28 protein-coding genes are annotated in these 25,103 nt (G+C 40.4%); 21 read left to right on the forward strand and 7 right to left on the reverse strand.

Annotated features, from left to right (window positions below; all coding sequences use genetic code 11):
• The first annotated feature begins 228 nt into the window (after positions 1 to 228).
• Both ATS71_RS17175 and ATS71_RS17180 read left to right on the forward strand, forming a co-directional pair.
• Positions 229 to 843, forward strand: coding sequence for a trimeric intracellular cation channel family protein (locus tag ATS71_RS17175; RefSeq protein WP_058405904.1), 615 nt, complete (start codon positions 229 to 231; stop codon positions 841 to 843).
• A gap of 34 nt (positions 844 to 877) precedes the next feature.
• Positions 878 to 2,386: a YifB family Mg chelatase-like AAA ATPase gene (locus ATS71_RS17180; RefSeq protein WP_058405905.1), complete on the forward strand. Its 1,509-nt coding sequence runs from the start codon at positions 878 to 880 to the stop codon at positions 2,384 to 2,386.
• Between the two features lie 40 nt (positions 2,387 to 2,426).
• On the opposite strand, the gene ATS71_RS17185 is transcribed toward ATS71_RS17180, so the two are convergent.
• Positions 2,427 to 3,131, reverse strand: a complete 705-nt coding sequence (locus ATS71_RS17185; protein ID WP_058405906.1) for a response regulator transcription factor — start codon at positions 3,129 to 3,131, stop codon at positions 2,427 to 2,429.
• Between the two features lie 183 nt (positions 3,132 to 3,314).
• Positions 3,315 to 5,810 (reverse strand): alpha/beta hydrolase family protein, encoded by a 2,496-nt coding sequence (locus ATS71_RS17190; RefSeq protein WP_058405907.1) that lies wholly within the window; start codon positions 5,808 to 5,810, stop codon positions 3,315 to 3,317.
• Between the two features lie 84 nt (positions 5,811 to 5,894).
• Between ATS71_RS17190 and ATS71_RS17195 the strand changes: the two genes are divergently transcribed.
• The 3 genes from ATS71_RS17195 (at position 5,895) to ATS71_RS17205 (ending at position 9,148) form a co-directional block, all read left to right on the forward strand.
• Entirely contained in the window at positions 5,895 to 6,971 is a 1,077-nt protein-coding gene (locus tag ATS71_RS17195) for a hemolysin family protein (protein WP_058405908.1), read from the forward strand.
• 121 nt (positions 6,972 to 7,092) lie between these two features.
• The gene (locus ATS71_RS17200) at positions 7,093 to 8,109 is read left to right on the forward strand and encodes a metalloprotease (RefSeq protein WP_058405909.1); all 1,017 of its coding nucleotides are present in this window, start codon (positions 7,093 to 7,095) and stop codon (positions 8,107 to 8,109) included.
• A gap of 400 nt (positions 8,110 to 8,509) precedes the next feature.
• Positions 8,510 to 9,148 carry a CPBP family intramembrane glutamic endopeptidase gene (locus ATS71_RS17205; protein WP_235591522.1) on the forward strand — a complete coding sequence of 213 codons (639 nt, stop codon included), beginning with the start codon at positions 8,510 to 8,512 and terminating at the stop codon, positions 9,146 to 9,148.
• Positions 9,149 to 9,242: 94 nt separating this feature from the next.
• On the opposite strand, the gene ATS71_RS17210 is transcribed toward ATS71_RS17205, so the two are convergent.
• The gene (locus ATS71_RS17210) at positions 9,243 to 10,556 is read right to left on the reverse strand and encodes a short-chain fatty acid transporter (RefSeq protein WP_058405910.1); all 1,314 of its coding nucleotides are present in this window, start codon (positions 10,554 to 10,556) and stop codon (positions 9,243 to 9,245) included.
• Positions 10,557 to 10,734: 178 nt separating this feature from the next.
• Between ATS71_RS17210 and ATS71_RS17215 the strand changes: the two genes are divergently transcribed.
• A complete protein-coding gene (locus ATS71_RS17215) occupies positions 10,735 to 11,802 on the forward strand; it encodes a potassium channel family protein (RefSeq protein ID WP_058405911.1) in 1,068 nt (355 codons plus the stop codon).
• A complete protein-coding gene (locus ATS71_RS17220; RefSeq protein WP_006791365.1) occupies positions 11,802 to 12,005 on the forward strand; it encodes a PLDc N-terminal domain-containing protein in 204 nt (67 codons plus the stop codon). The genes ATS71_RS17215 and ATS71_RS17220 overlap by 1 nt, the downstream gene beginning before the upstream one ends.
• 16 nt (positions 12,006 to 12,021) lie before the next feature.
• Here the strand turns inward: ATS71_RS17220 and ATS71_RS17225 are convergent, their stop codons facing one another.
• A complete protein-coding gene (locus ATS71_RS17225) occupies positions 12,022 to 12,483 on the reverse strand; it encodes an EVE domain-containing protein (protein ID WP_058405912.1) in 462 nt (153 codons plus the stop codon).
• Positions 12,484 to 12,560: 77 nt separating this feature from the next.
• Here ATS71_RS17225 and tesB point away from each other — a divergent pair, with 77 nt between their 5' ends.
• Entirely contained in the window at positions 12,561 to 13,418 is an 858-nt protein-coding gene (gene tesB, locus ATS71_RS17230) for an acyl-CoA thioesterase II (protein WP_006791363.1), read from the forward strand.
• A gap of 18 nt (positions 13,419 to 13,436) precedes the next feature.
• On the opposite strand, the gene plsB is transcribed toward tesB, so the two are convergent.
• Positions 13,437 to 15,875: a glycerol-3-phosphate 1-O-acyltransferase PlsB gene (gene plsB, locus ATS71_RS17235; RefSeq protein WP_058405913.1), complete on the reverse strand. Its 2,439-nt coding sequence runs from the start codon at positions 15,873 to 15,875 to the stop codon at positions 13,437 to 13,439.
• A gap of 419 nt (positions 15,876 to 16,294) precedes the next feature.
• Between plsB and rpsJ the strand changes: the two genes are divergently transcribed.
• The 12 genes from rpsJ to ATS71_RS17295 all read left to right on the forward strand — a co-directional run bounded on the left by rpsJ (position 16,295) and on the right by ATS71_RS17295 (position 22,192).
• Positions 16,295 to 16,606 carry a 30S ribosomal protein S10 gene (rpsJ, locus tag ATS71_RS17240; protein WP_002957900.1) on the forward strand — a complete coding sequence of 104 codons (312 nt, stop codon included), beginning with the start codon at positions 16,295 to 16,297 and terminating at the stop codon, positions 16,604 to 16,606.
• A 27-nt stretch (positions 16,607 to 16,633) separates the two neighbouring features.
• On the forward strand, positions 16,634 to 17,269 hold the full coding sequence (gene rplC, locus ATS71_RS17245) for a 50S ribosomal protein L3 (protein WP_006791361.1): 636 nt from the start codon (positions 16,634 to 16,636) through the stop codon (positions 17,267 to 17,269).
• 17 nt (positions 17,270 to 17,286) lie between these two features.
• Positions 17,287 to 17,892 carry a 50S ribosomal protein L4 gene (gene rplD, locus ATS71_RS17250; RefSeq protein ID WP_006791360.1) on the forward strand — a complete coding sequence of 202 codons (606 nt, stop codon included), beginning with the start codon at positions 17,287 to 17,289 and terminating at the stop codon, positions 17,890 to 17,892.
• The gene (gene rplW, locus ATS71_RS17255) at positions 17,889 to 18,191 is read left to right on the forward strand and encodes a 50S ribosomal protein L23 (protein ID WP_006791359.1); all 303 of its coding nucleotides are present in this window, start codon (positions 17,889 to 17,891) and stop codon (positions 18,189 to 18,191) included. The genes rplD and rplW overlap by 4 nt, the downstream gene beginning before the upstream one ends.
• Before the next feature lie 15 nt (positions 18,192 to 18,206).
• Complete coding sequence (gene rplB, locus ATS71_RS17260; protein ID WP_006791358.1) at positions 18,207 to 19,031, forward strand: 50S ribosomal protein L2; 825 nt, start codon at positions 18,207 to 18,209, stop codon at positions 19,029 to 19,031.
• Positions 19,032 to 19,046: 15 nt separating this feature from the next.
• Positions 19,047 to 19,325 (forward strand): 30S ribosomal protein S19, encoded by a 279-nt coding sequence (gene rpsS / locus ATS71_RS17265; protein ID WP_004588689.1) that lies wholly within the window; start codon positions 19,047 to 19,049, stop codon positions 19,323 to 19,325.
• 13 nt (positions 19,326 to 19,338) lie between these two features.
• Positions 19,339 to 19,671: a 50S ribosomal protein L22 gene (rplV, locus tag ATS71_RS17270; RefSeq protein WP_006791357.1), complete on the forward strand. Its 333-nt coding sequence runs from the start codon at positions 19,339 to 19,341 to the stop codon at positions 19,669 to 19,671.
• A gap of 11 nt (positions 19,672 to 19,682) precedes the next feature.
• Positions 19,683 to 20,384: a 30S ribosomal protein S3 gene (gene rpsC / locus ATS71_RS17275; protein WP_006791356.1), complete on the forward strand. Its 702-nt coding sequence runs from the start codon at positions 19,683 to 19,685 to the stop codon at positions 20,382 to 20,384.
• A 12-nt stretch (positions 20,385 to 20,396) separates the two neighbouring features.
• Positions 20,397 to 20,810, forward strand: coding sequence for a 50S ribosomal protein L16 (gene rplP, locus ATS71_RS17280; RefSeq protein ID WP_002957890.1), 414 nt, complete (start codon positions 20,397 to 20,399; stop codon positions 20,808 to 20,810).
• Positions 20,810 to 21,001 (forward strand): 50S ribosomal protein L29, encoded by a 192-nt coding sequence (gene rpmC / locus ATS71_RS17285; RefSeq protein WP_004588692.1) that lies wholly within the window; start codon positions 20,810 to 20,812, stop codon positions 20,999 to 21,001. The genes rplP and rpmC overlap by 1 nt, the downstream gene beginning before the upstream one ends.
• Entirely contained in the window at positions 21,001 to 21,258 is a 258-nt protein-coding gene (rpsQ, locus tag ATS71_RS17290; protein ID WP_006791355.1) for a 30S ribosomal protein S17, read from the forward strand. Before rpmC ends, rpsQ begins: the two co-directional genes overlap by 1 nt.
• Positions 21,259 to 21,430: 172 nt before the next feature.
• Positions 21,431 to 22,192: a hypothetical protein gene (locus tag ATS71_RS17295; RefSeq protein WP_235591523.1), complete on the forward strand. Its 762-nt coding sequence runs from the start codon at positions 21,431 to 21,433 to the stop codon at positions 22,190 to 22,192.
• A gap of 5 nt (positions 22,193 to 22,197) precedes the next feature.
• On the opposite strand, the gene ATS71_RS17300 is transcribed toward ATS71_RS17295, so the two are convergent.
• Positions 22,198 to 22,743, reverse strand: a complete 546-nt coding sequence (locus ATS71_RS17300; protein ID WP_058405914.1) for a helix-turn-helix domain-containing protein — start codon at positions 22,741 to 22,743, stop codon at positions 22,198 to 22,200.
• 183 nt (positions 22,744 to 22,926) lie between these two features.
• On the opposite strand from ATS71_RS17300, the gene ATS71_RS17305 reads away from it, so the two are divergent.
• A complete protein-coding gene (locus tag ATS71_RS17305) occupies positions 22,927 to 23,391 on the forward strand; it encodes a hypothetical protein (protein ID WP_058405915.1) in 465 nt (154 codons plus the stop codon).
• A gap of 27 nt (positions 23,392 to 23,418) precedes the next feature.
• Here ATS71_RS17305 and ATS71_RS17310 read toward each other — a convergent pair whose 3' ends face one another.
• The gene (locus ATS71_RS17310; protein ID WP_058405916.1) at positions 23,419 to 25,035 is read right to left on the reverse strand and encodes an endonuclease; all 1,617 of its coding nucleotides are present in this window, start codon (positions 25,033 to 25,035) and stop codon (positions 23,419 to 23,421) included.
• Between the last annotated feature and the right edge of the window lie 68 nt (positions 25,036 to 25,103).

Genomic DNA, 25,103 nt, shown 5'->3' on the forward strand with positions numbered 1-25,103 from the left:
AAGGTCGTCGGTTCAAATCCGGCTCCCGCAACCACTGAAATAAAAAGTTATAGTAAAGCAACACGCCTAAAGCGTATTTTTTATGCCAGAAATTCAGTGATTCCTAATAACAAAGCTGTGATTACATTTACCCCATTTACTTATACTAATCATTTTAAGTTTTTTATTACTTAACACCCCGTGCTGGGTATGTTAAAACGGCTGAAATATTTTTAAGCGCACTTTTACATGACAGAACTTTACCACTGGTTTGATTTAATCGGTATCGCCGTGTTTGCTATTTCAGGCACATTAGTGGCCTACGAGAAAAAAATGGATGGCTTTGGGGTTGTAGTATTAGCAACAGTGACCGCTATTGGTGGGGGAACGGTGCGTGATGTTATTTTAGATGTGCCGGTATTTTGGTTGCATGACCAGAGTTATTTTTTCGCTATTTTAGCCGCAGTGCTTATTACGTCTCGGCTTATTAATAAGCAAAAATCAATTCCGTACTACACATTGCAAATAGCAGATGCATTCGGTTTGGCGTTTTTTGCTGTAATGGGCACGCAAAAAGCATTGCTTGCAGGTATGCCAGAAATGACAGCAATTATTATGGGGGTAATAACCGCCTGCTTTGGAGGCTTAATACGCGATGTTCTTGCCCGAGAAATTCCTATGTTATTAAAAGGCGAGCTATATGCTATTACCTGTATTGCGGGTGGTATTGTATATACGCTCAGTGTGTATTTTTCATTTGTGACCGAGCTGGCGATGGTATTGGCGATGTTGATGACATTACTCCTGCGTTTTTCAGCAATAAAGTGGAAAATCACATTACACGTTTTTAAATATCCTGACTAAACTTATCTAATCATAGGACTGATTAGGATAAGGAATGTCATTAGCTCGTATATATTCTCGTGCACAGGTGGGTATTAATGCCCCTGAGGTTATTGTTGAGGTTCATTTAGGAACGGGTCTACCTGCATTTCATATTGTGGGCCTTCCTGAGGCCTCAGTAAAAGAGTCAAAAGACAGGGTGCGCAGTGCACTTGAAAACTCTCAATTTGGTTTCCCTGATCAACGCATTACTGTTAATTTAGCGCCCGCCGACTTACCCAAAGATGGTGGTCGGTTTGACCTTGCTATTGCCGTAGGTATTTTAGTGGCATCAGGGCAAATAGTGTGCCCTGATATTCATAAATATGAGTTTTACGGTGAACTTGCACTCAACGGTGAGGTACGTGGAGTAAATGCTATTTTACCTTCTGTGCTTGCTGCTAAGGAACAAAACCGCTGCTGCTTTTTACCCATAGCTAATGATAGCTTGGCAAGTCTTGTAAATGGTGTAAAACGTAAAGCGGTAAGCTCAATCCAAGAGGTATGGGGGGATTTACTAAACCAGCAGCCGTTGCCGTTAAATATAGAATACCCAGATTGCACGCAGGCACCTGACTTTTTACTTGATTTGAGCGATGTAAAAGGCCAGCCTGGCGCTAAACGTGTATTAGAAATAGCCGCTGCAGGTGGGCACAACCTGCTATTTTTAGGTCCACCGGGAACCGGTAAATCAATGCTTGCTCAACGAATGGCCACAATAATGCCGGCTATGTCTGATGATGAAGCGCTTTCAACTGCCGCACTTTATTCAATTATTGGTCATTCAATCGATTTAACAAACTGGCGGCAACGCCCTTTTCGTAATCCTCATCATACCTGCTCGGCGGTTGCATTAGTGGGAGGCTCATCAAATCCTAAGCCGGGTGAAATTTCGCTAGCGCATAATGGGGTATTATTTTTAGATGAACTTCCAGAGTTTGAGCGCAAAGTGCTCGACTCCCTGCGTGAGCCAATGGAAACCGGTACGGTAACTATTTCGCGTGCGGCGCGGCAAATGGAGTTCCCTGCGCAGTTTCAGCTCATTACAGCGTTAAACCCAAGTCCTACGGGAAGCCACACCGATAAACGAGCAACACCCGATCAAGTTATACGTTATTTATCTCGTGTATCAGGCCCATTTGTTGACCGTATTGATTTGCAAATAGAACTACCACGGTTAACAAGCGTAGAACTGCAAAGCACTAAACGAGAAGAAACCAGTGCACAGGTGCGTGCGCGGGTAGAAGCAGCTTATTACATACAGTTAAAACGCCAAGGCAAAGTAAATGCGCGGCTTAATAATAAAGAAATGAGTATTCACTGTGAGCTTGCTTCAGCAGAGCTGCAGTTTTTGGCGAAGGCCAGTGAAAAGCTGTCTTTATCGCCGCGCTCTTACCATAGGGTCATTAAAGTAGCGCGTACGATTAGTGATTTAAAAGGGAATGAAAAAATTAGCTTAGACGACTTAAAAGAGGCATTAAATTACAGAGCCTTTGAACGCTTAATTGCTCAACTCACCAAGTAACCAAAGTTGAGTATAAATAGCTTAAACCGCTTTTTAACAACTATATAGAGAGCATGTAGCCTTTGCCACGCACTGTGACAATACGCTTTTGATCTTTTTCATCGTTTAGCTTTTTACGCAGTCGACCAATAAGAACATCGACTGTACGATCGTTAGGGCTCCAATCGGGCTGTCCTATTTCTTCAGATATTTTTTCACGTGAAGTGGCTTTACCTGCATTACTTATTAAACAAATAAGTACTTTGTGCTCAGCTTCAGTTAAACGTGATTCAACACCAGATGAGGTAATTAGGGTGCGATTATCGGGGTGTAATTTAAAGTCGGCGTATTCAATAAACTCTTCACTTTCGTCGCTATCTATATTAACGGCAACGCGTTTATATAAAGCACGCATGCGTAGTTCAAGCTCAAGTAAATCGACAGGTTTACAAATATAATCGTCTGCACCTTGGGCAAGGCCTGCTATGCGATCTGCTTGGGAATCACGGCTAGATAGCACAATAACACCAATGTCTGTTAGGGTATTGAGCTCTTTGGCAAGCTGTAGCCCATCAATTTTAGGCAAAACAATATCTATAATGGCAAGTGTAAAAGCATCGCGCAGGTTTGACCGCTGCTTTACGATGCTTAGTGCATCAGCGCCAGTTGAGTCTACTTCTATTGTAAATTCGGTTTCTGCAAAGTGATTTTGAATGCGTTTAACGAGTATTTCGTCGTCTTCAACCAATAAAACATTAATAGCCATAGTACTTTATTTTAAATGTTTGTAGCTCTGTATGGTAGCACCATTAGGTAAATGCTGAGAAGGGGTTACATGCTAGTTTTAAGTAACTTAATATTTCAAAAATATTAAAATAATTATAAAAAATTAAAAAGCGCCCTTATATTTGAGGGCGCTTTTCATAGCGTTATAAAATACCGGATTAAATTATTTACCTTCGTACATTGAATCCCACCACTGTGGCTCATCTTTTAGTTTTTTATCAAAATAAGCCAGCATAGTATTCCACCAGTTAAAGCGTTTATCGCGAGCAAAAATTTGATGGTCTGCGCCTTTATACTCAATAAGCTCTACGTCTTTATTTAGTAGTTTAAGTGCAGTGTACATTGTTAAACTCTCGCCTACCGGTACGTTAGTATCGCTATCACCATGAATAAGTAACAGTGGAGAGGTTACTTTATCAGCATGAAATACCGGACTATGCTGGCTATAAAGCTCAGCGTTATTCCATGGGAAGCTGTTTTTAGATGCCTCACCAGAATATAAGTAGCCCCACCATCCTTCGCCCCAATAAGAGGTTAAGTTTGAAATACCAGCATGGGAAATAGAAGCGCTAAATAAATCGGTTTTTGTAGCCAATAACATAGTCATAAAGCCACCATAAGAGGCCCCTAAATTACCAACTTTGGTATTATCTACATAGTCGTATTTTCTTAAAAATGCCTGTGTCCCTTCAATAATATCGTCGGCGGTGTAATCACCCCACGCATTTACATGTTGCGCTGAGAATTTTTGTCCAAAGCCCGTTGCGCCGGTAGGTTGTACTACATAAACCACATAGCCGTTTTCAGCCCATAAATTAAATGGGTAACGGCCGGTAAAGCCACGAGTAACAGGTGATGTGCCACCGTAATAATAAACAAGAGCAGGGTACTTTTTAGTTTTATCTAGGTTACTTGGCACATAAACACGCCCGGTTATTTCAACACCACTTTTATTAGTAAAGTTAAATTCTTCAAGGGTGGGGATTGTTGTATTGGCATAAGCAATTAGTTTTGAATCCCAAATAAGATCGGTTTTGTTTTTACTAATATTAAGGCGTTTTAGTTGTTGTGGCGCTAAAGCACTTGTTCCAGTGATTAATACTTGTGAATTACGCCCGTATGAAACGCTAAATTTTTCTACAATATCTACACTGGTATTTAACTTTTTGAAGCGCTGCTTACTTAGGTCAAATAAATACAGTGGTTGGGTGTCTTTTTCGGTCACTTTAAGTACCGCATCGCCGTTTTCTAATACGCTTAACTGACCAATCGATGGGTCGAATTGTTTACTAAGCGCAGTGACGTTTTTACCATTATTAGTTAACAAGTAAAGCTGTCCGTCGTAGTTATTGGCAAGCATTGACTTTGGCAGCGCTCTGCCAGCGCCATTTTTAAAGTCGGGACCTGCAACTACATACACGTCTTTGTTTGCGTATTTTGCTTGGTTAAATGTTTTAAATTTACCAAGTGATAAAAGTTTGTTTGATTTTATATCCAGCTCAACGAGCTCTGTCTCAGGGTGTGTAGACGCTTGCATAGCCATAACCGAACGGCTCATTAATACTTTTCCACGCGTACTATTTAAATCTTCAAAGCTATGAGAAAGCGGGCCTTGGCTAAGCGTTTTTGTTAAGCCACTTTTAGTATCAAGCATATAAAGTTGGCTGGTGGTGCGCGCATACGACCAACGATCTTGAAGGCCTTTGTAATGCTTAGTTAAGTTGTGACTGTTTTCTGGTGATTTAGACCAGCTAAATACGATGCTAGTGTCGTTAAAAAAGGTGAAGCCACTCGCGCCGGCTAAGTCGCTTGCCAGTGTTTTAATGGCTAAGTTTTTACGATTAAGCTGTTTTAGCTCACCATTTAACAAATACACTAAGTACTGATTATCTGGGCTCCAAATAATGTTACTTGGTTGTCCATCTTCAAATCGATATACAGTCAAGTTGTCTGTATTTTTTAACTCGGTAACCAAGTTGGCTTTATTTTGATTCTTATCGTCGTAAGTGCGTTTAGTGGTTATGTATTGCTCAGCGTTGGGCGCTAGAGATATATTACTTAGGGTCGGTGCATCAAATAATTGCTTTGCCGATAAGCGCTTTATGTTTGATGTATTTAGCGAAATTGTATCAGTGTCACTTTTAGGGATGAAATCGATAACCACATCATTCCAGTTTGCGACTTGTTGCGCCAAAATAATAACGCTGTGAGTGGAGTTAGTTAAGGCAAGCTTATAACTGTTTTTATCACCTTTTTGAGGCTCACTATTAATAAATAATTGCCCCTCTTCAATCCCCTTTAAAGTCAGAGTGCCTTGTGTAAAACGCGTTGTTTCTATATTAAACTTCAGTGCTTGAAGTCCGCCAAGGGTGAGTGCGCTTACTTTATTGAATGGTTGCCAGCTTTGTTTTTTACCGAAAATAGAAAAACTATCTGAGTTTGCTTGTAATTGTGGCAAAAGGTTGTTGATAATGGCTGAGCCATGAGGCGTTTGAAAAGGTTTTAATTGCATATCTTCGGCAATAGGGCCGATAAATTGAATCTTTGATTTGTCCAATGGTTCAGCAATTGTTGCAAAGCTTAAACTGCTAAACGCTAATAAGCCTAAGGCTCGTTTAAGTCGCTTGTTGCGATAACACCAAGGTGCATTAAATTTCATTATTGTGCCTGTTATTATTGGATGTTTGGTCAAATATAGCATGTATTGTTAACATGCTCATCCATCCAATATAAAGGAGAGAAAGTGACTTTACTGATTGTTTATATGGTTGTGGCCATTGTTATTTCGTTTTTGTGCTCTGTGATGGAGGCGGTGCTATTAAGTATTTCGCCAAGCTATGTTGCATCACTCAGAAAAGAGCAACCTGAGCTTGCTAAGCAACTTGAAAAACTAAAAAATAATATAGATCAGCCATTAGCAGCTATTTTAACCTTAAATACCATTGCACATACCGCAGGTGCGGCGGGTGTGGGGGCGCAAGCTGCTATGGTTTTTTCTGATGCTGCAGTAGGAATTGCCTCAGCAATAATGACTTTACTGGTATTAGTTCTTTCTGAAATTATTCCAAAAACACTGGGTGCTAATTATTGGCGTGCCTTAACGCCAAGTGTTACCTACTCTTTACGGTTTTTGGTGATTTCGCTAAAGCCCTTTGTATGGTGTGCGCAAAAGTTAACAAACCTAATGGGGCCAAAACACGACGAGGCTTATTATATTCGCCAAGAAATAGAAGCCATGGCAGATATTGGCACTGAGTCGGGTGCTTTGCACGAAGATGAGTCTGAAATTATTCGTAATCTTTTACATTTTAGACACGCAAAATTGTCTGACTTAATGACGCCGCGCACGGTTATATTTAAAGTACATAAAGACTTAACAGTAAACCAATACTTAAATGAGCATGGTTCGTCATCGTTTTCCCGCGTATTAATCTTTGATAAAGATGCTGACGACATTGTCGGATTTGTGCATAAAAACGATATTATGTTGGCCTATCATCGGTTAGGGACCGATTATAAAATTAGTAAGCTGATCAAACCAATTTATACAGTACCCACATCTCAAAACGTATCGTCATTATTGCAAACATTACTAACGCAGCGTACGCACATATGTTTAGTCGTGGATGAATACGGAGAAGTGCGTGGCATTGTAACGCTTGAGGATATGATTGAAGCACTAATGGGCTTAGAAATAGTCGACGAGCGCGACCAATCAACCAATATGCGTGCAGTAGCAAAACAGCGCTGGCGTAAACGTTTAGCCAGCAGTGCGCATATTGTTAGTGCAGAAGATGAACACCCTAAAGAAGAAAAATAGCCCTTTACTTGCAGCGTTAGCTATTGTTAGGTACTTAAACTTAAAACAATAGTTAACGCCTGCCCTCGTGTTTTTTTAGCCAAACGGTATACTAGCGCGATTATTTTAAATGGCTTTAATTATGATAAGAATAGATCTCACCTTGGCTGACCAGCCATTTTCATTAATGGTTTCTGGTCAGCAAATAGTACAAGTATTTCATAACCAGCAAGCTATTGCGTTTGATACTCCTCGAGAACATTACTATCAATTTAACTTTCAAGATAAATTAATAGGTATAGATACCAGCACAACTGCTGAGCAAAGTATTTCGTTATTTGTAGACGAGCAATTTGCTACTCAGCTCGCTTTACCAGCCCCAGTTAATGGCGAACCTAAAAGAGGGGTTTTAGGGCTCGCGGCGCTTGGCTTTAAATTATTTAAAAGTGCAAAAGTAGTAAAGGCTGCGCTGGCAGGTGCATCAGTTGCTGGGTATGCCTGGCTATTTAGCATTGAATTTGCGCTGATGCTTATAGCGTGTTTAGTAGTGCATGAGTATGGGCATGTAAGAGCAATGAAGTACTTTGGTATAAAAACTAAAGGTATTTACTTAATCCCATTTGTAGGTGGGTTAGCTGTCAGTGACGATAAAATAACAACCCGCTGGCAAGATGTGGTGATCTCGCTCATGGGCCCTGCATTTGGTTTGTTTACCTCAGTGTTAGGCGTGGTGCTTTATTATGCCACAGAGATGGAAATTTTTGCCGGTGTTGCGGTATTAAGCGCACTACTTAACTTATTTAACTTACTGCCTATTTTACCGCTAGATGGTGGGCATGTATTAAAGAGTATCAGCTTTTCTATGCGCTCATGGATTGGACTAAGTGTATGCTTGCTGGGTGTGTTTTTTGGCTTATGGCTTAGTTATACATTTGGCTTGATGTTACTGGTGTTCTTTTTGTTTGTGGGCGCATTGGAAATCGTATTTGAATGGCGCGGTCGACATTACTCCCATTTAATACCACTAGATAAATACGGCCAAGGCTTTTCAGCGGTTATGTATGCACTGGTCGTTGCAGGCCATGTGGCAGTGATGATGCATTTTGCAGACTCTGACAATCCAATACTTAGTTTACCGATGACGATTTTATCGAGCTAACAATAAAAAAAGCATGGTAGCTCAAAGCTTGCTCACCATGCTTTTTTTTGTACGTTGCTTTTTAAAATTTGTGAGCATTTGTTGTTTAGAAAGAAAGCTGCTGCTCAGCAAAGTGGGCGTTTAGCAGGGGGTAATAACCCTTCCCCAACCACTCTAAATAAAACTAACTGTATTTATTTTAGCTTATGTGGCGATAGCAAAATATTAGTTTTTGTTTGTTTCTTAATGGGGTAATTGATAGGGTAATATCCTTGGGAATAAAAAATAACAATAAACCGTGAGCTGATAAAATTATGGATGATGCGATAAAACAAAAAGTAAATCAAAGCACAGGGGAATATTTATTGTTCACGCTTTATTGGTTGGCCTTTTTTCACTGGCGCTCCCAATGGTCTCATTCTTGATTGTTTTTTTATCGGGTGGTGGGGCATTATTTTTAAATGACCTTACACATTTAGAGCAACTAGATTCGAATCCTGGCTTAGTTTTTATATCTACCTTCCTCACTGCTGTACTTACGCTGCTATTTTTAAAGTCTACTCTTGATGCGCAAAATAAAGGTGACGTTATTGGGCGCTTAGCAATAAAAAAAATGGCTCTGTTTCCTTTAATCATTACAGTGCTATTAACAGCGGCTTACGTTTTACTGGAACAATGGCTTTTTGGTTTTATGGAAATCGCCGTACCAGACTTTATGTTAGAAGTTGAAGCACAAACAAACTCGCTTTTAGATAAAATTATGCTGCTTTTAGCAGTAGGGTTTATTGGGCCTATATATGAGGAAGTAGTTTTTCGAGGAGTGGCATTCTATAGGCTGAAAAAAACAGCCTTGGGAGCGAGTGGCGCAATTATTATCCCAAGTATCGTGTTTACATTGATACATGGGCAGTATGATCAAGTTGAAATTTTTATTTCTCTGTTTGTATTTTCTTGCTTGGTGGGACTACTTCGTCATCTATCGGGTAACTTGTGGTATTGCATTATCGCTCACATGATCTGTAATTTATTAGCACTAGGTGAAATTATTTGGTGGTATTAAATGACTTACCAGTTAACTTTATTTTCTTGCTTAGTTCTTTTGGTTTGCAGCTAGCAAGCGCGATATAAAATCGCACGTATTTATTACCAAAATACTACGGATAAAAACTTAGCATCAACGCAATAAACACCCCTGTTACAAATAGCTGCACTACACAAAAACCCATAATATCTTTTGCTTTTAGGCCCGCTATAGCCAATACGGGTAGTGCCCAAAAAGGTTGAATTAAATTGGTCCACGCATCGCCCCATGCCACAGCCATAGCAACGCGCGATATATCGGCGCCCAGCTCTTGCGCTGCGGGTATAACAATAGGTGCTTGTACTGCCCATTGGCCGCCACCTGAGGGCACAAACATATTAACGAGTCCTGCACTTATAAAGCTGTAAAATGGCAAGCTATCGGCATCTGCAATGGCAATAAAGCCTTGTGATATTTGTTGTGCTAACCCTGTATCGACCATGACCGCCATAATGCCAGCATAAAACGGAAACTGAATAACAATACCCGCACCACTTGGAATTGCTTGTTGTAAGCTATTAAGCACATTTTGAGGAGTTTGATGTAGCGTAATAGCTAAAAATAAAAACAGGGCAATTACACTATTGAGGTTTAAGCCACCACCAGAGATAAAAAAGTAATAGCCTAAGTAGGCAAGCCCTATTAAGCCAATGCCCATACCTAGTAGTTTGCTTTGCTCTAAATGTTGTGCAGGACGCGTTACATTACTTGCTGCAGGTGTACTGGTGTTCAATAGGTTTGGATCAATATAAATACTGTCGTTTTCACTGGGTAACATGTAGCGGTTTACTAATGGGACGATAATAAATAAACCAATCAGAATGGCAATATTAAAGCCTGCAAATAAGGTTTGATCTGTACTAACAATACCCATACTTGCCTGTGAAAAGTGTCCTGGTGTTGCAATGGTTAGCGGGATTGAGCCTGCAAGACCGCCATGCCATACAACAAAGCCAGTATAGGCACTAGCTACTAATAATCGATAATCAACACGGGTATGTTTTGCAATAGCTTTGGCAAACAACGCACCAATAACAAGGCCAAATCCCCAGTTTAGCCAGCTCGCTAAAAGTGAAATCAAGGTAACCAATATAATTGCTTTAGGCGCGGTATTGGCTAAGGTTGCTAGTTTCTCTAATACTTTGCTAATGGGAGGTGTACTTGCCAGCATGTAGCCTGTAATAAGTACAAGCAGCATTTGCATAGCAAAGCTTAATAGGTTCCAAAATCCATTGCCCCATGCTTGCAGTACATTAATACTGGTGAAAGGTGTAAATATACTGGCAGCGCAAAATGTAATAAGTGTAAGCAAAATTACAAATATAAATGGGTCGGGTAGGTAACGCTCAACCAGTTTTGTAAATGGGGTGGCTATTCTATTAAGCATAAAAATACAGTTTAGTGTTTGTTTGTAGATTAATTAATCACGAAATGTGGTTATGTGCAAATCACAATTAGTATTACAGGGGACAGTTTTATACTGTCTATACCTTAAACGTTGATTAAAACTAAGGCATACAGTAACGTACTGTTTATAGATAATTTAATAACAAAGATTTTGTATTATGCCGGTGATATTTAAAAGGTTAGCGTTACTTGTGCGCGCTCATATTGATCAATTGAGCTGGCAAGCAGTGACCTTTGCAATTTTAACTCATATGCTCGTAACCTGGTTGCTACTGTATGTTGCTAATGAACAGGCATTAACCTCTATAACCACTTTTTTTTACTATTACACAGTGACAACCTCAACAGTAGGGTATGGTGATTTTAGCCCGACAACAGAGCTTGGTCGGTGGGTGGTTGCTTTAATACAAATTCCGTTTGGTTTAGCTTTATTTGGTGTTTTGCTTGGAAAAGCAGGACAAACTGTTACTTACTTAATTAGGCACGCTATGACTGGTGATAAAGATTTTGCTCACAGTAATAACCACATCATTATTTTTGGTTGGCACGATACCAGAACTAAAAAAATGATTGATTACATTTTGGCGGATACAAAACGCACTGAACGTCGTATTTTACTCGCGGTAACAGAGCAAATGGAACATCCGTTTTTAGCAAATGAGCAGGTTGATTTTGCGCGTCTTTCTAGCTTTACTGATTTAGCTGAGCTGGAGCGTGTAGCAATCAGGCATGCCGATAAAGTAATTATTGATGGGCAAGACGACGACCAAACATTCACTACTGCGCTGCGTATTAGCCGCTTAGTAAAAGATGAGTGCCATATTAGTGCTCATTTTTTAGATGAAACTAAAGTCGATATGTTACTTGAACATTGTCAAAATATAGAATGTAGCAGCGCAAAGTCGGCTGAAATATTAGTTCGTTCTATGCAAGATCCCGGTTCTAGTCGAGTACAAGAAGAGCTGCTTTCTACATTACATGGTGATACACAATTTAGCTTAAAAGTCCCCAGTGGTTGTAAGGAAATGGAGTTTGGCACTTTATTTCATCATTTTAAAAAGCAGCACGACGCTATTTTGTTGGGTGTTGCACATAACTTGAGTGCTCAAAATATGGACTTAAATCCACCTTTGGATTATAAAGTGAATGAAGGGGATATTCTTCACTATATTTCTGTTGAGCGTGTATTAAGCGGCGAAGTTGATTGGTCAAGCTTGGAAAAATAATGAATGAAGTTATATTTTTAATTGTTATTTTAAGTGCGTACATTTTACCTGTGGTCATTGTATTAAACAGTAAACGTACTCAAGGCCACGAAAAAAACGGTTGGCTTATTGGCATTATCTTTTTTTCGTGGTTAGGACTTATTATGTATTTTGCAATTGTGCCCAAGCACGGGCACAAAAAGAAAAAAGCAGTAAAAAAATAAGTACGGCGTTACAATTTTACGCTTTAGCCATATTCATAATTTCATTCCAATCATGCTCTGTTACGGGCATAACAGATAATCTTCCTGCTTTTTTTAGTGCTAGCTCAGTAATATTGTTGTTTGCTTTTATTGATTTTAAGCTCACAATTTTATTTAAATGTTGGTGGTAGGTTACGTCAACTACTACCCAGCGCGGGGCATCGCTAGTGGCTTTAGGGTCATAATAATCGCTATTTAGGTCAAATTGAGTAGGGTCTGGATAGGCTGAACTAGTTACCTTTGCTATACCCGCGACGCCTACGTTTTTACAGCTCGAGTGATAAATCATCACTAAATCGCCTTCTTTAACATCATCACGCAAAAAGTTTCGGGCTTGGTAATTTCTTACACCTTCCCACATTGTTGTTTGATTAGTTGCGTGTTTTAGGTCGTCAATTGAAAAAGCATCGGGTTCAGTTTTAAACAGCCAGTAAGCCATAGTTGTATTCCTAACAAAGATTTACATAGTTGTAGTCTATAGTATCATTAAGTTATTAGGGAATTGAGGAACATATAATGAGCCAAGTTTTAGATGATTTATTATCGTTATTAACACTTGAAGAAATAGAGCAAGGGTTATACCGAGGGCAAAGCCAAGATTTGGGTTTTAGAGCTGTTTTTGGTGGTCAGGTTATGGGGCAAGCGCTTTCAGCTGCAAAGGAAACCCTACCGGCTGGACGTATTGTTCACTCATTACATTCTTACTTTTTGCGCCCAGGGGATGCTGCTAAACCTATAGTGTACGATGTTGAAACTATTCGCGATGGCAAAAGCTTTAGTACCCGCCGTGTAAGTGCTATTCAATACGGTAAGCCTATTTTTTATATGACTGCATCTTTTCAAGCGGTTGAAGACGGACTATCACATCAGGCAACGATGCCAGATGTACCGCAACCGGAAGAGCTTCGTTCGTCACTTGAGTTTTATCAAGAAAATGCTGAGCATATACCCGAGGTGATCCGTAATAAATTTATTCGCGAAATGCCTATTGAAATGCGCCCTGTGACATTTCATAACCCCTTTAAACCAGAAGCAATTGAACCAGTTAAACATATTTGGTTTAGAGCGAATGGGGATATGCCCGATGATCAGCGTATTCATAATTACCTATTGGCTTATGCATCTGATTTTGAGTTTTTACCAACTGCATTACAGCCCCATGGCGTGTCGTTTATGCAGCCAAATATGCAGGTTGCAACGATTGACCATGCAATGTGGTTTCATCGCTCGTTTCGATTAGATGACTGGATTTTATATACCATAGACAGCCCGAGTGCGAGCTCAGGCAGAGGGTTGGTAAGAGGGCAGTTTTTTGATCGCCAAGGCAACTTGGTTGCCTCAACAATTCAAGAAGGGGTTATGCGTCAGCGCTAACCCTATCTTTTATAGTGACTAGTTACACTGGTCTTGAACAATGTCGCTAATCGATTGCCATATGCGGGCAGGTAGCAATGTTTTAAGTTGTGAATAGGTTTCGCATAATTGCGTACTGCCCACCAAGCCATTATCGCCCTCTGTAACCAGCCCTTCACCACGTAAGTTATCGATAAAACCAACAAGTACCTTTTTATCAAAAAACTCTGGTGTTTTAATGCCATGTAACGTGCCTAAACGCTGGGCTAATACTTGGCTTTCACGTTCAAGCTCTGCTTTTTCTATTCCATCACTCGTTTGTATAAAACCAATAACAATAGCATAACGTTGCAGGGTAAAGCTGAGTGCTCGCCCTAGCATTTCTAATTTTGCTAAACAATCGTTAGTGTTGGTGATATGTATATTGTCACCATCAAATTCAATTAAATTTTGGTCAGCAAAGTTCGCTAAAATACGAGTGATATAGTTTTCATCAAGGGGCTGTAAATACCACTCCTTGGCAAATAGCGGATAAAACGAATGTACTAATTGTTCGCATTGCTTAATCGTTGTTGTGTGCTGCTTGAATAAGTGCAATGCCAGTAAGCTAGGTACCGCAAATAGGTGCAAAATATTATTTCGGTAGTAGTTAAAAAGTGTTTTTTCTTTATCGCTAATGGCAATAATCTCGCCAAACTCATCGCTTATCACATCAAATTTATTAAGTTTTAAAGCGTGCGTAAGTAGTTGCTCCGGTGTTTCGTCTGGCGTGGTTACTTTATCGCTATAACTGGCATCACGCTGCAAGCGTAAGTAAAAATCGAGCTGGGCTAATAGCTTTGGTTTACTTAATGCGTGCTTGTCGTTTACTAGCAATACCATCGCTAATAAGTTAACAGCATTTAATGCAGCTGCATTATTAATTTTAACCATAACTTGGTCTGCTAAAGCTGCGACTTGCGGCCCTAACCACTGAGGTTTTTGTACGTCAGTTGGGTGAATCGCGTCGCGCCAGTCGGGTTGGTTATCGTTTAAATATTGATTAACCGAAATAGGATCGCCGAAATTAAGGTAACCACGGCCATAGTTTTTAAGGTTTTTTATCGCTTTAAAAATACCAAATATTGACTCGCCTTTTTTATCTTTTCCAGCAAGCTCTTTAAGGTACGTATTTATTTCCATCACATGTTCGTAGCCAATATATACAGGGACTATCGATACCGGTCGATCAATACCACGTAGCATTGCTTGAAAGGTCATTGCAAGCATACCTGTTTTAGGAGGTAACAAACGCCCAGTTCGGCTACGTCCACCTTCTGTATAAAACTTAACAGAGTAACCTTTAATAAATAACTGGCTCAAATATTCTTTAAAAATAGCAGAGTACAGTTTATTACCTGCAAATGAGCGGCGAATAAAAAACGCACCAGAGCGGCGGAATATACCGCCTGCTGGGAAAAAGTTAAGGTTAACGCCTGCGGCAATATGTGGCGGCACTAAACCTAAATGGTAAATAGAGTAGGTAAGAAGCAAGTAGTCCATGTGGCTACGATGACAAGGCATGTAAATAATTTCATGTCCTTTATTTGTTAGCTCATGCAATTGCTCTGTGTGTTTTATGTGTATGCCGTTGTATAGCTTATTCCAAAGCCATGTTAAAAAGCGATCAGCAACGCGGATCATAGCTTCAGAATAGTTTGCGGCTATTTCATCAAGTAGCTTAAGCGCATTTTGACGTGCTTCGGTTTGGCTAATATTTTTAGCCTTTGCTTCATCCTGAATGGCTTTTTTAATGGTAGGAGAGGCCAATAGTGAATTAAAGAGCTGCTCGCGTGATGGCATTTTAGGGCCAGTGGCTGCCAGTTTTTGACGCTTAAAGTGAACCCGGGCAACACGTAGTAATTTTTGTGGTAGCTCATTTACATCGGCTTTTTCATTTACAATAAGTGATAAGTCGAGAGGTTGACTAAAGCGAATAAAGTTATCGCGACCAGAAAATAACACCACAAAAAATTTTCTAAACCAGCTTGGTGTAACCGAGTGCGTTATTAAAGTACGTAATCCTGGTTTTTCTTTACCTGGGTCGCGCCCCCATAAAATAGTTGCCGGTATCACTTGTACATTTTTTTGGCCACTATTTATAAGGTGGTCAATTATTTGTTTGCCTTGTGCCAGCGCGTTAGTCGGTTTTGCTGTATCACCAAATAAAGGTGGTGGATTTTTAATACCAATAAATCGATCTAAATGCTCATCACCTAATATTTGCTCTTCAGTTGGACTGGGCAACCCATGTTTTTTACAAGCATGAGCAAGCGCTGCAAGATCAAAACGAGAATTTAAACGCACTATATAAAATGTAGGGTAATCAGGATTTAAATCGTACTGTTTAATAGGGTTTTCTGGGAGGACTTTGCTTTTTACAAATAAGCGACTAAATCCAGCAGATAAAACGTTTAAACAATAATTAAAAATACGCATCGACTCACCATATTGAGGGTGTTAAAAAGCAAAATTAGCGTGATAGGATATCATATTATCTAAAAAATCGCTTCTTTACGAAATGAGATTAGTTAATGCTGCTATTGACCCGCATTGAAAAATTTAGTTCCAGTATAATCATATAATAGAAGCAGGCACTTATTTAAACGAATTAATCACTCATAGATTGTTTTGAATTAGTTGTTGCATTTATCACCAATACCTCTATAATACGCAGGCTTTCAAAATTCCCCCGGGAACTAGGAAGGATAAATTAAGCTTGGATTTCAAGCTAATAAACAGGAGTTCCGATTTGGAACTCAACGTAGATATAATCAAACAGCCGGCATCTTAATTATTAAGATTGTTTCGGTCGTTTTTTTATGCTCTTTTAAATGCTCTTTATATTGAGGTTAAGAATGTCAAATCAACGCATTCGTATTCGCCTAAAAGCTTTTGACCACCGTTTGATTGACCAATCAACGGCAGAAATCGTGGAAACTGCGAAACGCACTGGCGCACAAGTACGTGGTCCAATCCCACTACCTACACGCTTTGAACGTTTTACTGTACTTACATCACCGCACGTAAACAAAGATGCGCGTGATCAGTACGAAATCCGCACCCATAAACGTCTGATAGACATCGTAGAACCAACTGACAAGACTGTTGACGCTCTTATGCGTTTAGATCTTGCTGCTGGTGTTGATGTTCAAATCAGCCTGGGTTAATCGGAAGATTAGAGAGGTTTTAGGAAAATGGCATTAGGTCTAGTCGGTCGTAAAGTGGGTATGACACGAATCTTCACTGAAGATGGTGTATCTATCCCTGTGACAGTTATTGAAGCGACACCTAACCGCATTGCTCAGATCAAATCTGACGCAACAGACGGTTATAACGCGCTTCAAGTAACCGCAGGCACTAAAAAAGCAAGTCGTGTAAACAAAGCTTCAGCGGGTCACTTCGCTAAAGCTGGCGTTGAAGCGGGTCGCGGTCTGTGGGAATTCCGCCTTAACGGTGGTGAAGGCGATTTTGAAGTAGGCGCAGAGCTTACTGTTGAGTTATTCAACGAAATCAACAAGGTTGACGTAACCGGTACTTCTAAAGGTAAAGGTTTCCAAGGTGGTGTTAAGCGCTGGAATTTCAGCATGCAAGACGCTACACATGGTAACTCTCTATCTCACCGTGCTCCTGGTTCAATCGGTCAAAACCAATCACCTGGTAAGGTGTTTAAAGGTAAGAAAATGGCCGGTCATATGGGTGCTGAGCGTGTAACGACTCAAAACTTAGAACTAGTTCGCGTTGACGCTGAGCGTAACTTGCTTTTAGTGAAAGGTGCAGTACCTGGATCTATCGGCGGTGACGTTATCGTTAAACCAGCTGTTAAAGCATAAGTCCTGGAGATTTAGTGATGGAATTAGCAATCAAAGACGCTTCTGGCGCTCTTGAAGTTTCTGAAGCTACTTTTGGACGTGAGTTTAACGAAGCATTAGTACACCAAGTAGTTGTTGCTTACGCAGCAGGTGCTCGTCAAGGTACTCGTGCTCAGAAGACACGTTCTGAAGTAAGCGGTGGTGGTAAAAAACCATGGGCTCAAAAAGGTACTGGCCGTGCACGTGCTGGTACAATCCGTAGTCCAATTTGGCGTTCAGGTGGCGTTAGCTTCGCAGCTAAACCACAAGACCACAGCCAAAAAGTAAACCGTAAAATGTACCGTGGTGCGATCAAAAGCATCCTATCTGAACTAGTTCGTCAAGAGCGTTTAATCGTTGTTGAGAGTTTTGGTCTTGAAGCACCAAAAACTAAAGATCTAGTAGCTAAGCTAAAAGAGCTTGAGCTTAAAGATGTACTTATCGTGACTGAAGAAGTAGATGAAAATCTTTTCTTATCAGCACGTAACCTTTATAAGGTTGACACGCGTGATGTAGCTGGTATCGATCCTGTAAGCTTAATTGCTTTCGACAAGGTACTTATTACAGCCGCTGCTGTTAAGCAACTTGAGGAGGCGCTAGCATGATCCGTGAAGAACGTCTTTTAAAAGTGATCCTTGCTCCACACATCTCTGAAAAAAGCACAATTGCTGCTGAAGAAAACAACACGATTGTTTTCAAAGTAGTAAATGACGCAACTAAAGCTGAAATTAAAGCAGCAGTTGAGAAGCTTTTTGAAGTAGAAGTAACGGGTGTTCGCACACTTAACGTTAAGGGTAAAACAAAACGTACTGGCATGCGTTTCGGTCGTCGTAGCGACTGGAAGAAAGCTTACGTTACTCTTAAAGAAGGCAGCGAGCTAGACTTTGTCGGCGGCGCCGAGTAATAAGGGGATAGAATTATGGCACTTCAAAAGTGTAAGCCTACTTCTGCGGGTCGTCGTCACCTAGTTAAAGTGGTTAACTCTGATTTACATAAGGGTAAGCCATACGCACCACTTTTAGAGAAAAACTCTAAATCAGGTGGTCGTAATAACAATGGTCGTATTACGGTTCGTCATATCGGTGGTGGTCATAAACATCATTACCGTTTAATCGATTTTAAACGTACTAAAGATGGCATTCCAGCTACTGTTGAACGTTTAGAATACGATCCAAATCGTAGCGCAAACATCGCTCTTGTATTATATGCAGACGGTGAGCGTCGTTACATTATCGCACCTAAAGGCTTAAAAGCTGGTGATGCAATCCAGTCTGGTGTTGATGCACCAATCAAAGCTGGTAATGCACTACCAATGCGTAATATGCCTGTAGGTTCGACTGTTCACAACGTAGAATTAAAACCAGGTAAAGGTGCACAAATCGCACGTTCTGCTGGTGCTTACGTTCAAATTCTTGCACGTGATGGTCAGTATGTAACATTACGTCTTCGTTCAGGCGAAGTACGTAAAGTTGAAGCTGATTGTCGTGCTACACTTGGTGAAGTTGGCAATGCTGAGCATATGCTTCGTTCACTTGGTAAAGCAGGTGCAAACCGCTGGCGTGGTATTCGTCCGACAGTTCGTGGTGTTGCCATGAACCCGGTTGATCACCCACACGGTGGTGGTGAAGGTCGTACTTCTGGTGGTCGTCATCCTGTGTCTCCATGGGGTAAGCCGACTAAGGGTGCGAAGACGCGTAAGAACAAGCGTACGGATAAATTTATAGTACGTCGTCGTACTAAGTAATATTGAGGAATAGCCATGCCACGCTCTCTCAAGAAGGGTCCTTTTATAGACCTACACTTGCTGAAGAAGGTAGAGAAAGCTTTGGAAAGCGGTGAGAAAAAGCCAATTAAAACTTGGAGCCGTCGTTCAATGATCATACCTAACATGATCGGATTGACCATTGCTGTCCATAATGGTCGCCAGCACGTACCAGTTTTCGTTTCTGACGAAATGATCGGTCACAAACTAGGTGAATTTGCACCAACTCGCACTTACCGTGGCCATGCTGCGGATAAGAAAGCGAAGAAACGTTAAGAGGGGAAGATAAATGCAAGCATTAGCTAAACATAAATTCGCCTCTGGTTCGGCGCAAAAAGCACGTCTAGTTGCAGATCAGATCCGCGGGTTACCTGTCGATCGCGCACTAGAAATCCTGGCGTACAGCCCGAAAAAAGCGGCTGTATTAGTTAAGAAAGTACTTGAGTCTGCTATTGCTAACGCAGAGCATAACGAAGGTGCTGACATTGATGAGCTTCGTGTAACTACGATCTTTGTGGACGATGGTCCTACAATGAAACGTATTATGCCTCGTGCTAAAGGACGCGCAGACCGCATCCTTAAGCGTACAAGCCATATCACTGTTATGGTTTCAGATAGCTAGGAGTATAAGTAATGGGACAAAAAGTTCATCCTACTGGTATTCGCCTAGGTATATCTAAACCTTGGGTTTCTACCTGGTACGCGAGTTCTAAAGATTTCTCTGATCAGCTTTTTGGCGATCACAAAGTTCGTGCATTCCTTACAAAGGAATTAAAAACGGCTTCTGTGTCTAAAATCGTTATTGAGCGTCCAGCAAAATCAATCCGCGTAACAATCCACACGGCTCGTCCGGGTGTTGTTATCGGTAAAAAAGGCGAAGACGTAGAAAAATTACGTCAAGCAGTAACTAAAATCGCTGGTGTACCTGCTCAGATTAATATCTCTGAAGTACGTAAGCCAGAACTTGATGCACAACTAGTAGCAGACGGCATTGCCTCTCAGCTAGAGCGTCGTGTTATGTTCCGTCGCGCTATGAAGCGTTCGGTACAAAATGCAATGCGCATCGGTTCAAAAGGGATTAAAGTTGAAGTTAGCGGTCGTCTTGGCGGCGCAGAAATCGCACGTTCAGAATGGTATCGTGAAGGTCGTGTACCTCTACATACTCTTCGTGCTGATATCGACTACGCAACTTCTGAAGCCTTAACCACTTATGGTATCATTGGTGTTAAAGTTTGGATCTTCAAAGGCGAAGTTATTGGTGGTTTACCACTAGTACAAGAGCAAGAGAAGCCAGCTAAACGCGCGCCAAAGAAAGCCAAGAAAAGTGCTAAGTAGAGGTAGCGAGTAATGTTACAGCCAAAACGTACAAAATTCCGTAAAATGCACAAAGGCCGCAACCGCGGTTTAGCGCAAAACGGTAACAAAGTAAGCTTCGGTACTTTCGGATTGAAAGCTACTGGCCGTGGCCGCATGACTGCTCGTCAAATCGAAGCAGCTCGTCGTGCTATGACGCGTCACGTGAAACGTCAAGGTAAAATCTGGATCCGTGTCTTCCCTGACAAACCGATTACAGAAAAACCTCTTGAAGTTCGTATGGGTAAAGGTAAAGGTTCTGTTGAATATTGGGTTGCTGAAATTCAGCCTGGTAAAGTACTTTACGAAATGGAAGGTGTTTCTGAAGAGCTTGCTCGTGAAGCATTCGACCTTGCAGCTCGTAAACTGCCATTCAAAACAACTTTCGTAACTCGGACGGTAATGTGATGAAAGCAAGCGAACTAAAAGACAAAAGCGTAGAAGAGCTTAATGCTGAACTTCTAGGACTTCTTCGTGAGCAGTTTAACCTGCGCATGCAAGCAAGCACTGGTCAGTTAGCTCAGACACACACGCTAAGAACAGTACGTCGCGATATCGCGCGTGTAAAAACAATTATTAACCAGAAGGCAGGTCAATAATGAGCGATAAAATTCGTACTCTTCAAGGCCGTGTAGTTAGCGACAAGATGGAAAAATCTTTCACTATCGCAATCGCACGTTACGTGAAGCACCCAATCTATGGGAAATTCATTAAACGTACAACTAAGCTACACGTACATGACGAAAACAACACAGCAAAAGCGGGTGACGTAGTTACTATCCGTGAATGCGCACCAATTTCTAAGAATAAATCTTGGACTTTAGTAGACGTTGTTTCTAGTCCAAAACAAGCTTAATTTTTAATTAAGTTAGTTTTGTAAAAAAGCCCCGGCATTAGCTGGGGCTTTTTGTATTTAGTACTGTAGTAAAGCAACGTATTGATGATTTTTAGACCGACAATGTATCTTTGTAAATGAACTAAACCTGCACAGTTATACTCATAAAGTAAACTGTTTACAGGAAGTTGATGTGTTGAAAGGTAACTATAAAGCGTGGGGTATATCAATTGGTTTGCATATTGTTGTTATTTATTTGGTTTCAAGGCAAACGCTTGAGATAGCACAACCATACGCAGGCAAAGTGATAAAAGCGTATGTAATGGTGGACATGACAACATTACCTAGCCATACAAAAAGTAAACAGCCGAATACTTCATTCCCTGAAAATGATACCGAGTTTGATGCAAGTGAGTTAACACTTAAGCCGCTTAAAGAACGTGACTTAGAGAACGCTCAGCGATTAAAATTAAATTTACCAGAGAATACCACTGAGACAAGTAAAAGCATTGCCATAAGTACTGATAGAAAAAAGCATAATGTAAATAAAGCCACTATTGAGCCTATAAAGAATAAGGTTAATTCAAAAACTCAGCAGCAGTCATTTAAAAAAATTGATCCGTACGCACCAATAACTCAGCTTTCTACTTCCAGTAATGCTATTGTATCCTTTGATTTCCCGCAGATAGCAACTTTGCCAAAGAGCAAGAATCACCAACAAATAACGGTTCCAATTGAGCATTCTAGTGATTTTAAATCCGCGGTATTGTGGCAAAGCGCAGATGGTAGTCAGCGGATGGAAATGTACAAAGGTATGTGCTACAAAATTGATTTTAAGAGTGTTATGGGTAAAGTAGGCTTACCAACGGGATCGCCAAGGCCATGCAAAGATAACGATCGTATTTTATATAATAAAATAATGGATAAGTGGAACGCTAAAAAGCCCATTAGGTAATCTGTTTAAACTTTATTAAGAAGCTTAATTAATAAATGCTTTTTAGAAAAAGCGGCAACGACAACGGATAGCAAAATACAAAGCATAGAGCCTACAATTAAAAAGCGGTTTTCAATCCGGCTAACTTGTCTCTCACCTAAAATTTGGTAAATAACATCACCTTCAATAAATCGCTCGCCTTGGTAGTGCTGACTGACGTTGAATGCTACAAAATCGCCTAATTTGGCCTGATAAGTAAAGTAAGTCTCTGGGTAGAAAATTTCATAGGTTGCGCATAACCACATTACGAGACCAGTAATGAGCATAATTAAACTTACAAACAGCCTTTTCTTAATCTGTGTGCTTTGTAATGTTTTTGATGGTAAATACTTATCTAAACACGTTTTGCCATAGCAAAGTTCGAGCTTTTCAATTACCTCAGCGGACGGAATAAATTGTCCATTTTCAAGCTTAGATAAGTAAGATTGTTGAATACCAATCTCGCGTGCAGCAAATGCTTGGGTCCATTTTTTATTTGCTCTTAACTGCTTTAGCTCAATTGCTAGCGACAAGTTGCTTCCTTACCTTTTAATACTCATCTATTTATTATCGCTAAAAATGGTGTGTTTAAATAGCCCAATAAGCAATATTCATCACTATGAATTAAAAGAATATTATGAATATTAATAAGTTAAGTTTTAATAGGTGATAAATTGGTTATGCTAGGCTGACTAAATGATAAAGGAGTATAACGAATGAAAATGTATTTTTATAAAGCCGTAATGGGGATTACTCTGGGGCTTTTATCTTCAGCCTGTATTGCAGAACCAGTATTTGCAATTAAAGCCACTATTTACAAGCTAGAAAGTAAAATAACCATAGATAGCAAAATAGATGAAACATTAAACACCCTACAACCTATCCATCAACCTCAGTTATTAGCTAACTTAAACAAACGTGCATTAATAGAAATAGGCGACGGCGAACAGTTAACAGCACTTGAGGTAAAAACAAACGAGCAAGGAAGTTATTATAATGCGAGCATGAAGATCAAAGAAAAAGTAGATAGCGATTGGCAGTCTATTACCTCTTTCATGCCTAATATTCCCAATGGGCAAACGGTGTATTTTAGCCATACATTTACAGACAGCGTATGGGTGATTAAATTAACGGGAAAGCGCTATGAGTCTATTGCACTTGGTCAGGCGAGCTTTAAATAGCCTCAGCCTTGGCTGAGGCTATATTTATTACCAAATCATTTCTACAAATTCAGGGTAGTCGATAAACGGATTACGGTTACCTTGGAATTCAAATGCTGCTTGGTTTCGGTCTATTTCCATTTGGCTAACAGGGTCTGCGTTATGCCAGTTGATTAACATAGCAACAACCCAGCTTTCAAATACCTGCGTACTGGTGCCGTTAAGAACGGCATTACTTGCAGTGGTATTATTTTGCCACGTCCCAATCACATTTTCGTAGCGTGTAGCCATGTAAAAATAGGCGCGCGCAAAGTCACCTTTAAATTCATCAATGGGTTCAAACACTGTGCCCGTGTAATTAATGGTACTACTTGCAGAGCCTAACTTACTGCCATTAGTTGATGTAAATGTGGCGCTTGCTACTTCACCAAACGGGAAGTTGCTGCGTTTAGAGTTTACATAGCCATCGGTTGCATAAATATGATGAACATCTGAGTTCATAGGCTCATTGGTACCGCCAAACCAACTTTTAGGGAACGAATGCTCACGGTTGTAACAACCACCTTCACCACTATAATTGCCACATTGATCGCTAACAGCTGTGTATGTGTAGCTATCGCTGCCATTTGGCTTTTCGCTGTACATATCTAAAATACTATTATCGTTTTCAAAATATGTATCGCGAGCCGATGAATCATAAAAGTCCCATATCGCAGAGTACCCCTGCGAACTATGATTATTAATGATGTTATAAAGCTCTGTTTTCAGTGCATAACCGGTTAGGCCTTGTGCTGTAACATAATAACCCGTTGGTGTGGTCGGGGTGCCACCAGAGCCACCGCCAAGCGAAAATGAGGTGCTTTCAGTGCTGCTGAAACTTGCTCCACTTGCAATGGTTGAACCACCACTAGTGAGTGCATAATTACCACTACCAAAACTACAACAGATACCATCACCGTAGCTGTCGTTAATAGTAAAGGTATAGGCGCCATCAGCTAAACACAACGCTTCGTTGTATTGTGTATTAGACGCATAGCCACTACCACTGGCAACCGTACTACCTTGGTTATTATTAATAGCCCAGCTTGTTTCGCTACCATAATTGTCTGTCGTCAAACTAAAAGAGAGACTATTGCTCGAACAACTTCCTGAACTGCTGTCGTTACTTGTAGGTAAAAAGTTATCTATATAAACAAGTTCACTGCCATCAAAGCCACTAACATCATAAAAGCGTAGACCAACATTAATGGTTTTATTACTACTTGCTGTATAGCTGTGGCTAATTGTTTGCCACTGGTTAGTTTGCGTATTATTGGAGTAGCCTTGGTAACCATCTACGAATAAACGGGCTTTAATTTTTCCTTCTGTGTGGTAGACATCAGTTGAAAACACATAGGTTTTCCCTGCTTCTACCGTTATTTGTTGTAATAAATCGGTGTTAGCCTGAGAGCCTGTGGTTACATTAACTGCTGCAGCGCTATTACCTGTTTTAACAATATTTGTTGAGCGCGATAGGCTAATGCCGCTATCTATCGTGCTCCATGCGTCAGGTGTATTGCCTGACCATTGCTCAAAACTACCGTTTTCTACATTTGCCATTACCGGAAGTGTGCCTAGTAATAAGGCTGTTCCGAATAGTTTATTTTTATATGTCCCGTGTGACATGATTGTTCCTATTTTTATAATGAGTGAATAATATACATTACTTTGTTTAGGTTACAAAATTGTTAATT

The sequence above is a fragment of the Pseudoalteromonas sp. H71 genome (assembly GCF_001468485.1).
Lineage (GTDB): Bacteria > Pseudomonadota > Gammaproteobacteria > Enterobacterales > Alteromonadaceae > Pseudoalteromonas.

Bases quoted from the DNA above. Each gene is read 5' to 3' on its own strand.
- rpsJ (WP_002957900.1), top strand. From the start codon at position 16,295: ATGTCAAATCAACGCATTCGTATTCGCCTAAAAGCTTTTGACCACCGT.
- rplP (WP_002957890.1), top strand. From the start codon at position 20,397: ATGTTACAGCCAAAACGTACAAAATTCCGTAAAATGCACAAAGGCCGC.
- rplW (WP_006791359.1), top strand. From the start codon at position 17,889: ATGATCCGTGAAGAACGTCTTTTAAAAGTGATCCTTGCTCCACACATC.
- rplC (WP_006791361.1), top strand. From the start codon at position 16,634: ATGGCATTAGGTCTAGTCGGTCGTAAAGTGGGTATGACACGAATCTTC.
- ATS71_RS17225 (WP_058405912.1), bottom strand. From the start codon at position 12,483: ATGGCTTACTGGCTGTTTAAAACTGAACCCGATGCTTTTTCAATTGAC.
- plsB (WP_058405913.1), bottom strand. From the start codon at position 15,875: ATGCGTATTTTTAATTATTGTTTAAACGTTTTATCTGCTGGATTTAGT.
- ATS71_RS17200 (WP_058405909.1), top strand. From the start codon at position 7,093: ATGATAAGAATAGATCTCACCTTGGCTGACCAGCCATTTTCATTAATG.
- rpsC (WP_006791356.1), top strand. From the start codon at position 19,683: ATGGGACAAAAAGTTCATCCTACTGGTATTCGCCTAGGTATATCTAAA.
- ATS71_RS17310 (WP_058405916.1), bottom strand. From the start codon at position 25,035: ATGTCACACGGGACATATAAAAATAAACTATTCGGAACAGCCTTATTA.
- ATS71_RS17305 (WP_058405915.1), top strand. From the start codon at position 22,927: ATGAAAATGTATTTTTATAAAGCCGTAATGGGGATTACTCTGGGGCTT.
- ATS71_RS17220 (WP_006791365.1), top strand. From the start codon at position 11,802: ATGAATGAAGTTATATTTTTAATTGTTATTTTAAGTGCGTACATTTTA.
- rpsS (WP_004588689.1), top strand. From the start codon at position 19,047: ATGCCACGCTCTCTCAAGAAGGGTCCTTTTATAGACCTACACTTGCTG.
- ATS71_RS17175 (WP_058405904.1), top strand. From the start codon at position 229: ATGACAGAACTTTACCACTGGTTTGATTTAATCGGTATCGCCGTGTTT.
- rplB (WP_006791358.1), top strand. From the start codon at position 18,207: ATGGCACTTCAAAAGTGTAAGCCTACTTCTGCGGGTCGTCGTCACCTA.
- ATS71_RS17210 (WP_058405910.1), bottom strand. From the start codon at position 10,556: ATGCTTAATAGAATAGCCACCCCATTTACAAAACTGGTTGAGCGTTAC.
- rplD (WP_006791360.1), top strand. From the start codon at position 17,287: ATGGAATTAGCAATCAAAGACGCTTCTGGCGCTCTTGAAGTTTCTGAA.
- ATS71_RS17215 (WP_058405911.1), top strand. From the start codon at position 10,735: ATGCCGGTGATATTTAAAAGGTTAGCGTTACTTGTGCGCGCTCATATT.
- rplV (WP_006791357.1), top strand. From the start codon at position 19,339: ATGCAAGCATTAGCTAAACATAAATTCGCCTCTGGTTCGGCGCAAAAA.
- ATS71_RS17185 (WP_058405906.1), bottom strand. From the start codon at position 3,131: ATGGCTATTAATGTTTTATTGGTTGAAGACGACGAAATACTCGTTAAA.
- rpsQ (WP_006791355.1), top strand. From the start codon at position 21,001: ATGAGCGATAAAATTCGTACTCTTCAAGGCCGTGTAGTTAGCGACAAG.
- tesB (WP_006791363.1), top strand. From the start codon at position 12,561: ATGAGCCAAGTTTTAGATGATTTATTATCGTTATTAACACTTGAAGAA.
- ATS71_RS17190 (WP_058405907.1), bottom strand. From the start codon at position 5,810: ATGAAATTTAATGCACCTTGGTGTTATCGCAACAAGCGACTTAAACGA.
- ATS71_RS17180 (WP_058405905.1), top strand. From the start codon at position 878: ATGTCATTAGCTCGTATATATTCTCGTGCACAGGTGGGTATTAATGCC.
- rpmC (WP_004588692.1), top strand. From the start codon at position 20,810: ATGAAAGCAAGCGAACTAAAAGACAAAAGCGTAGAAGAGCTTAATGCT.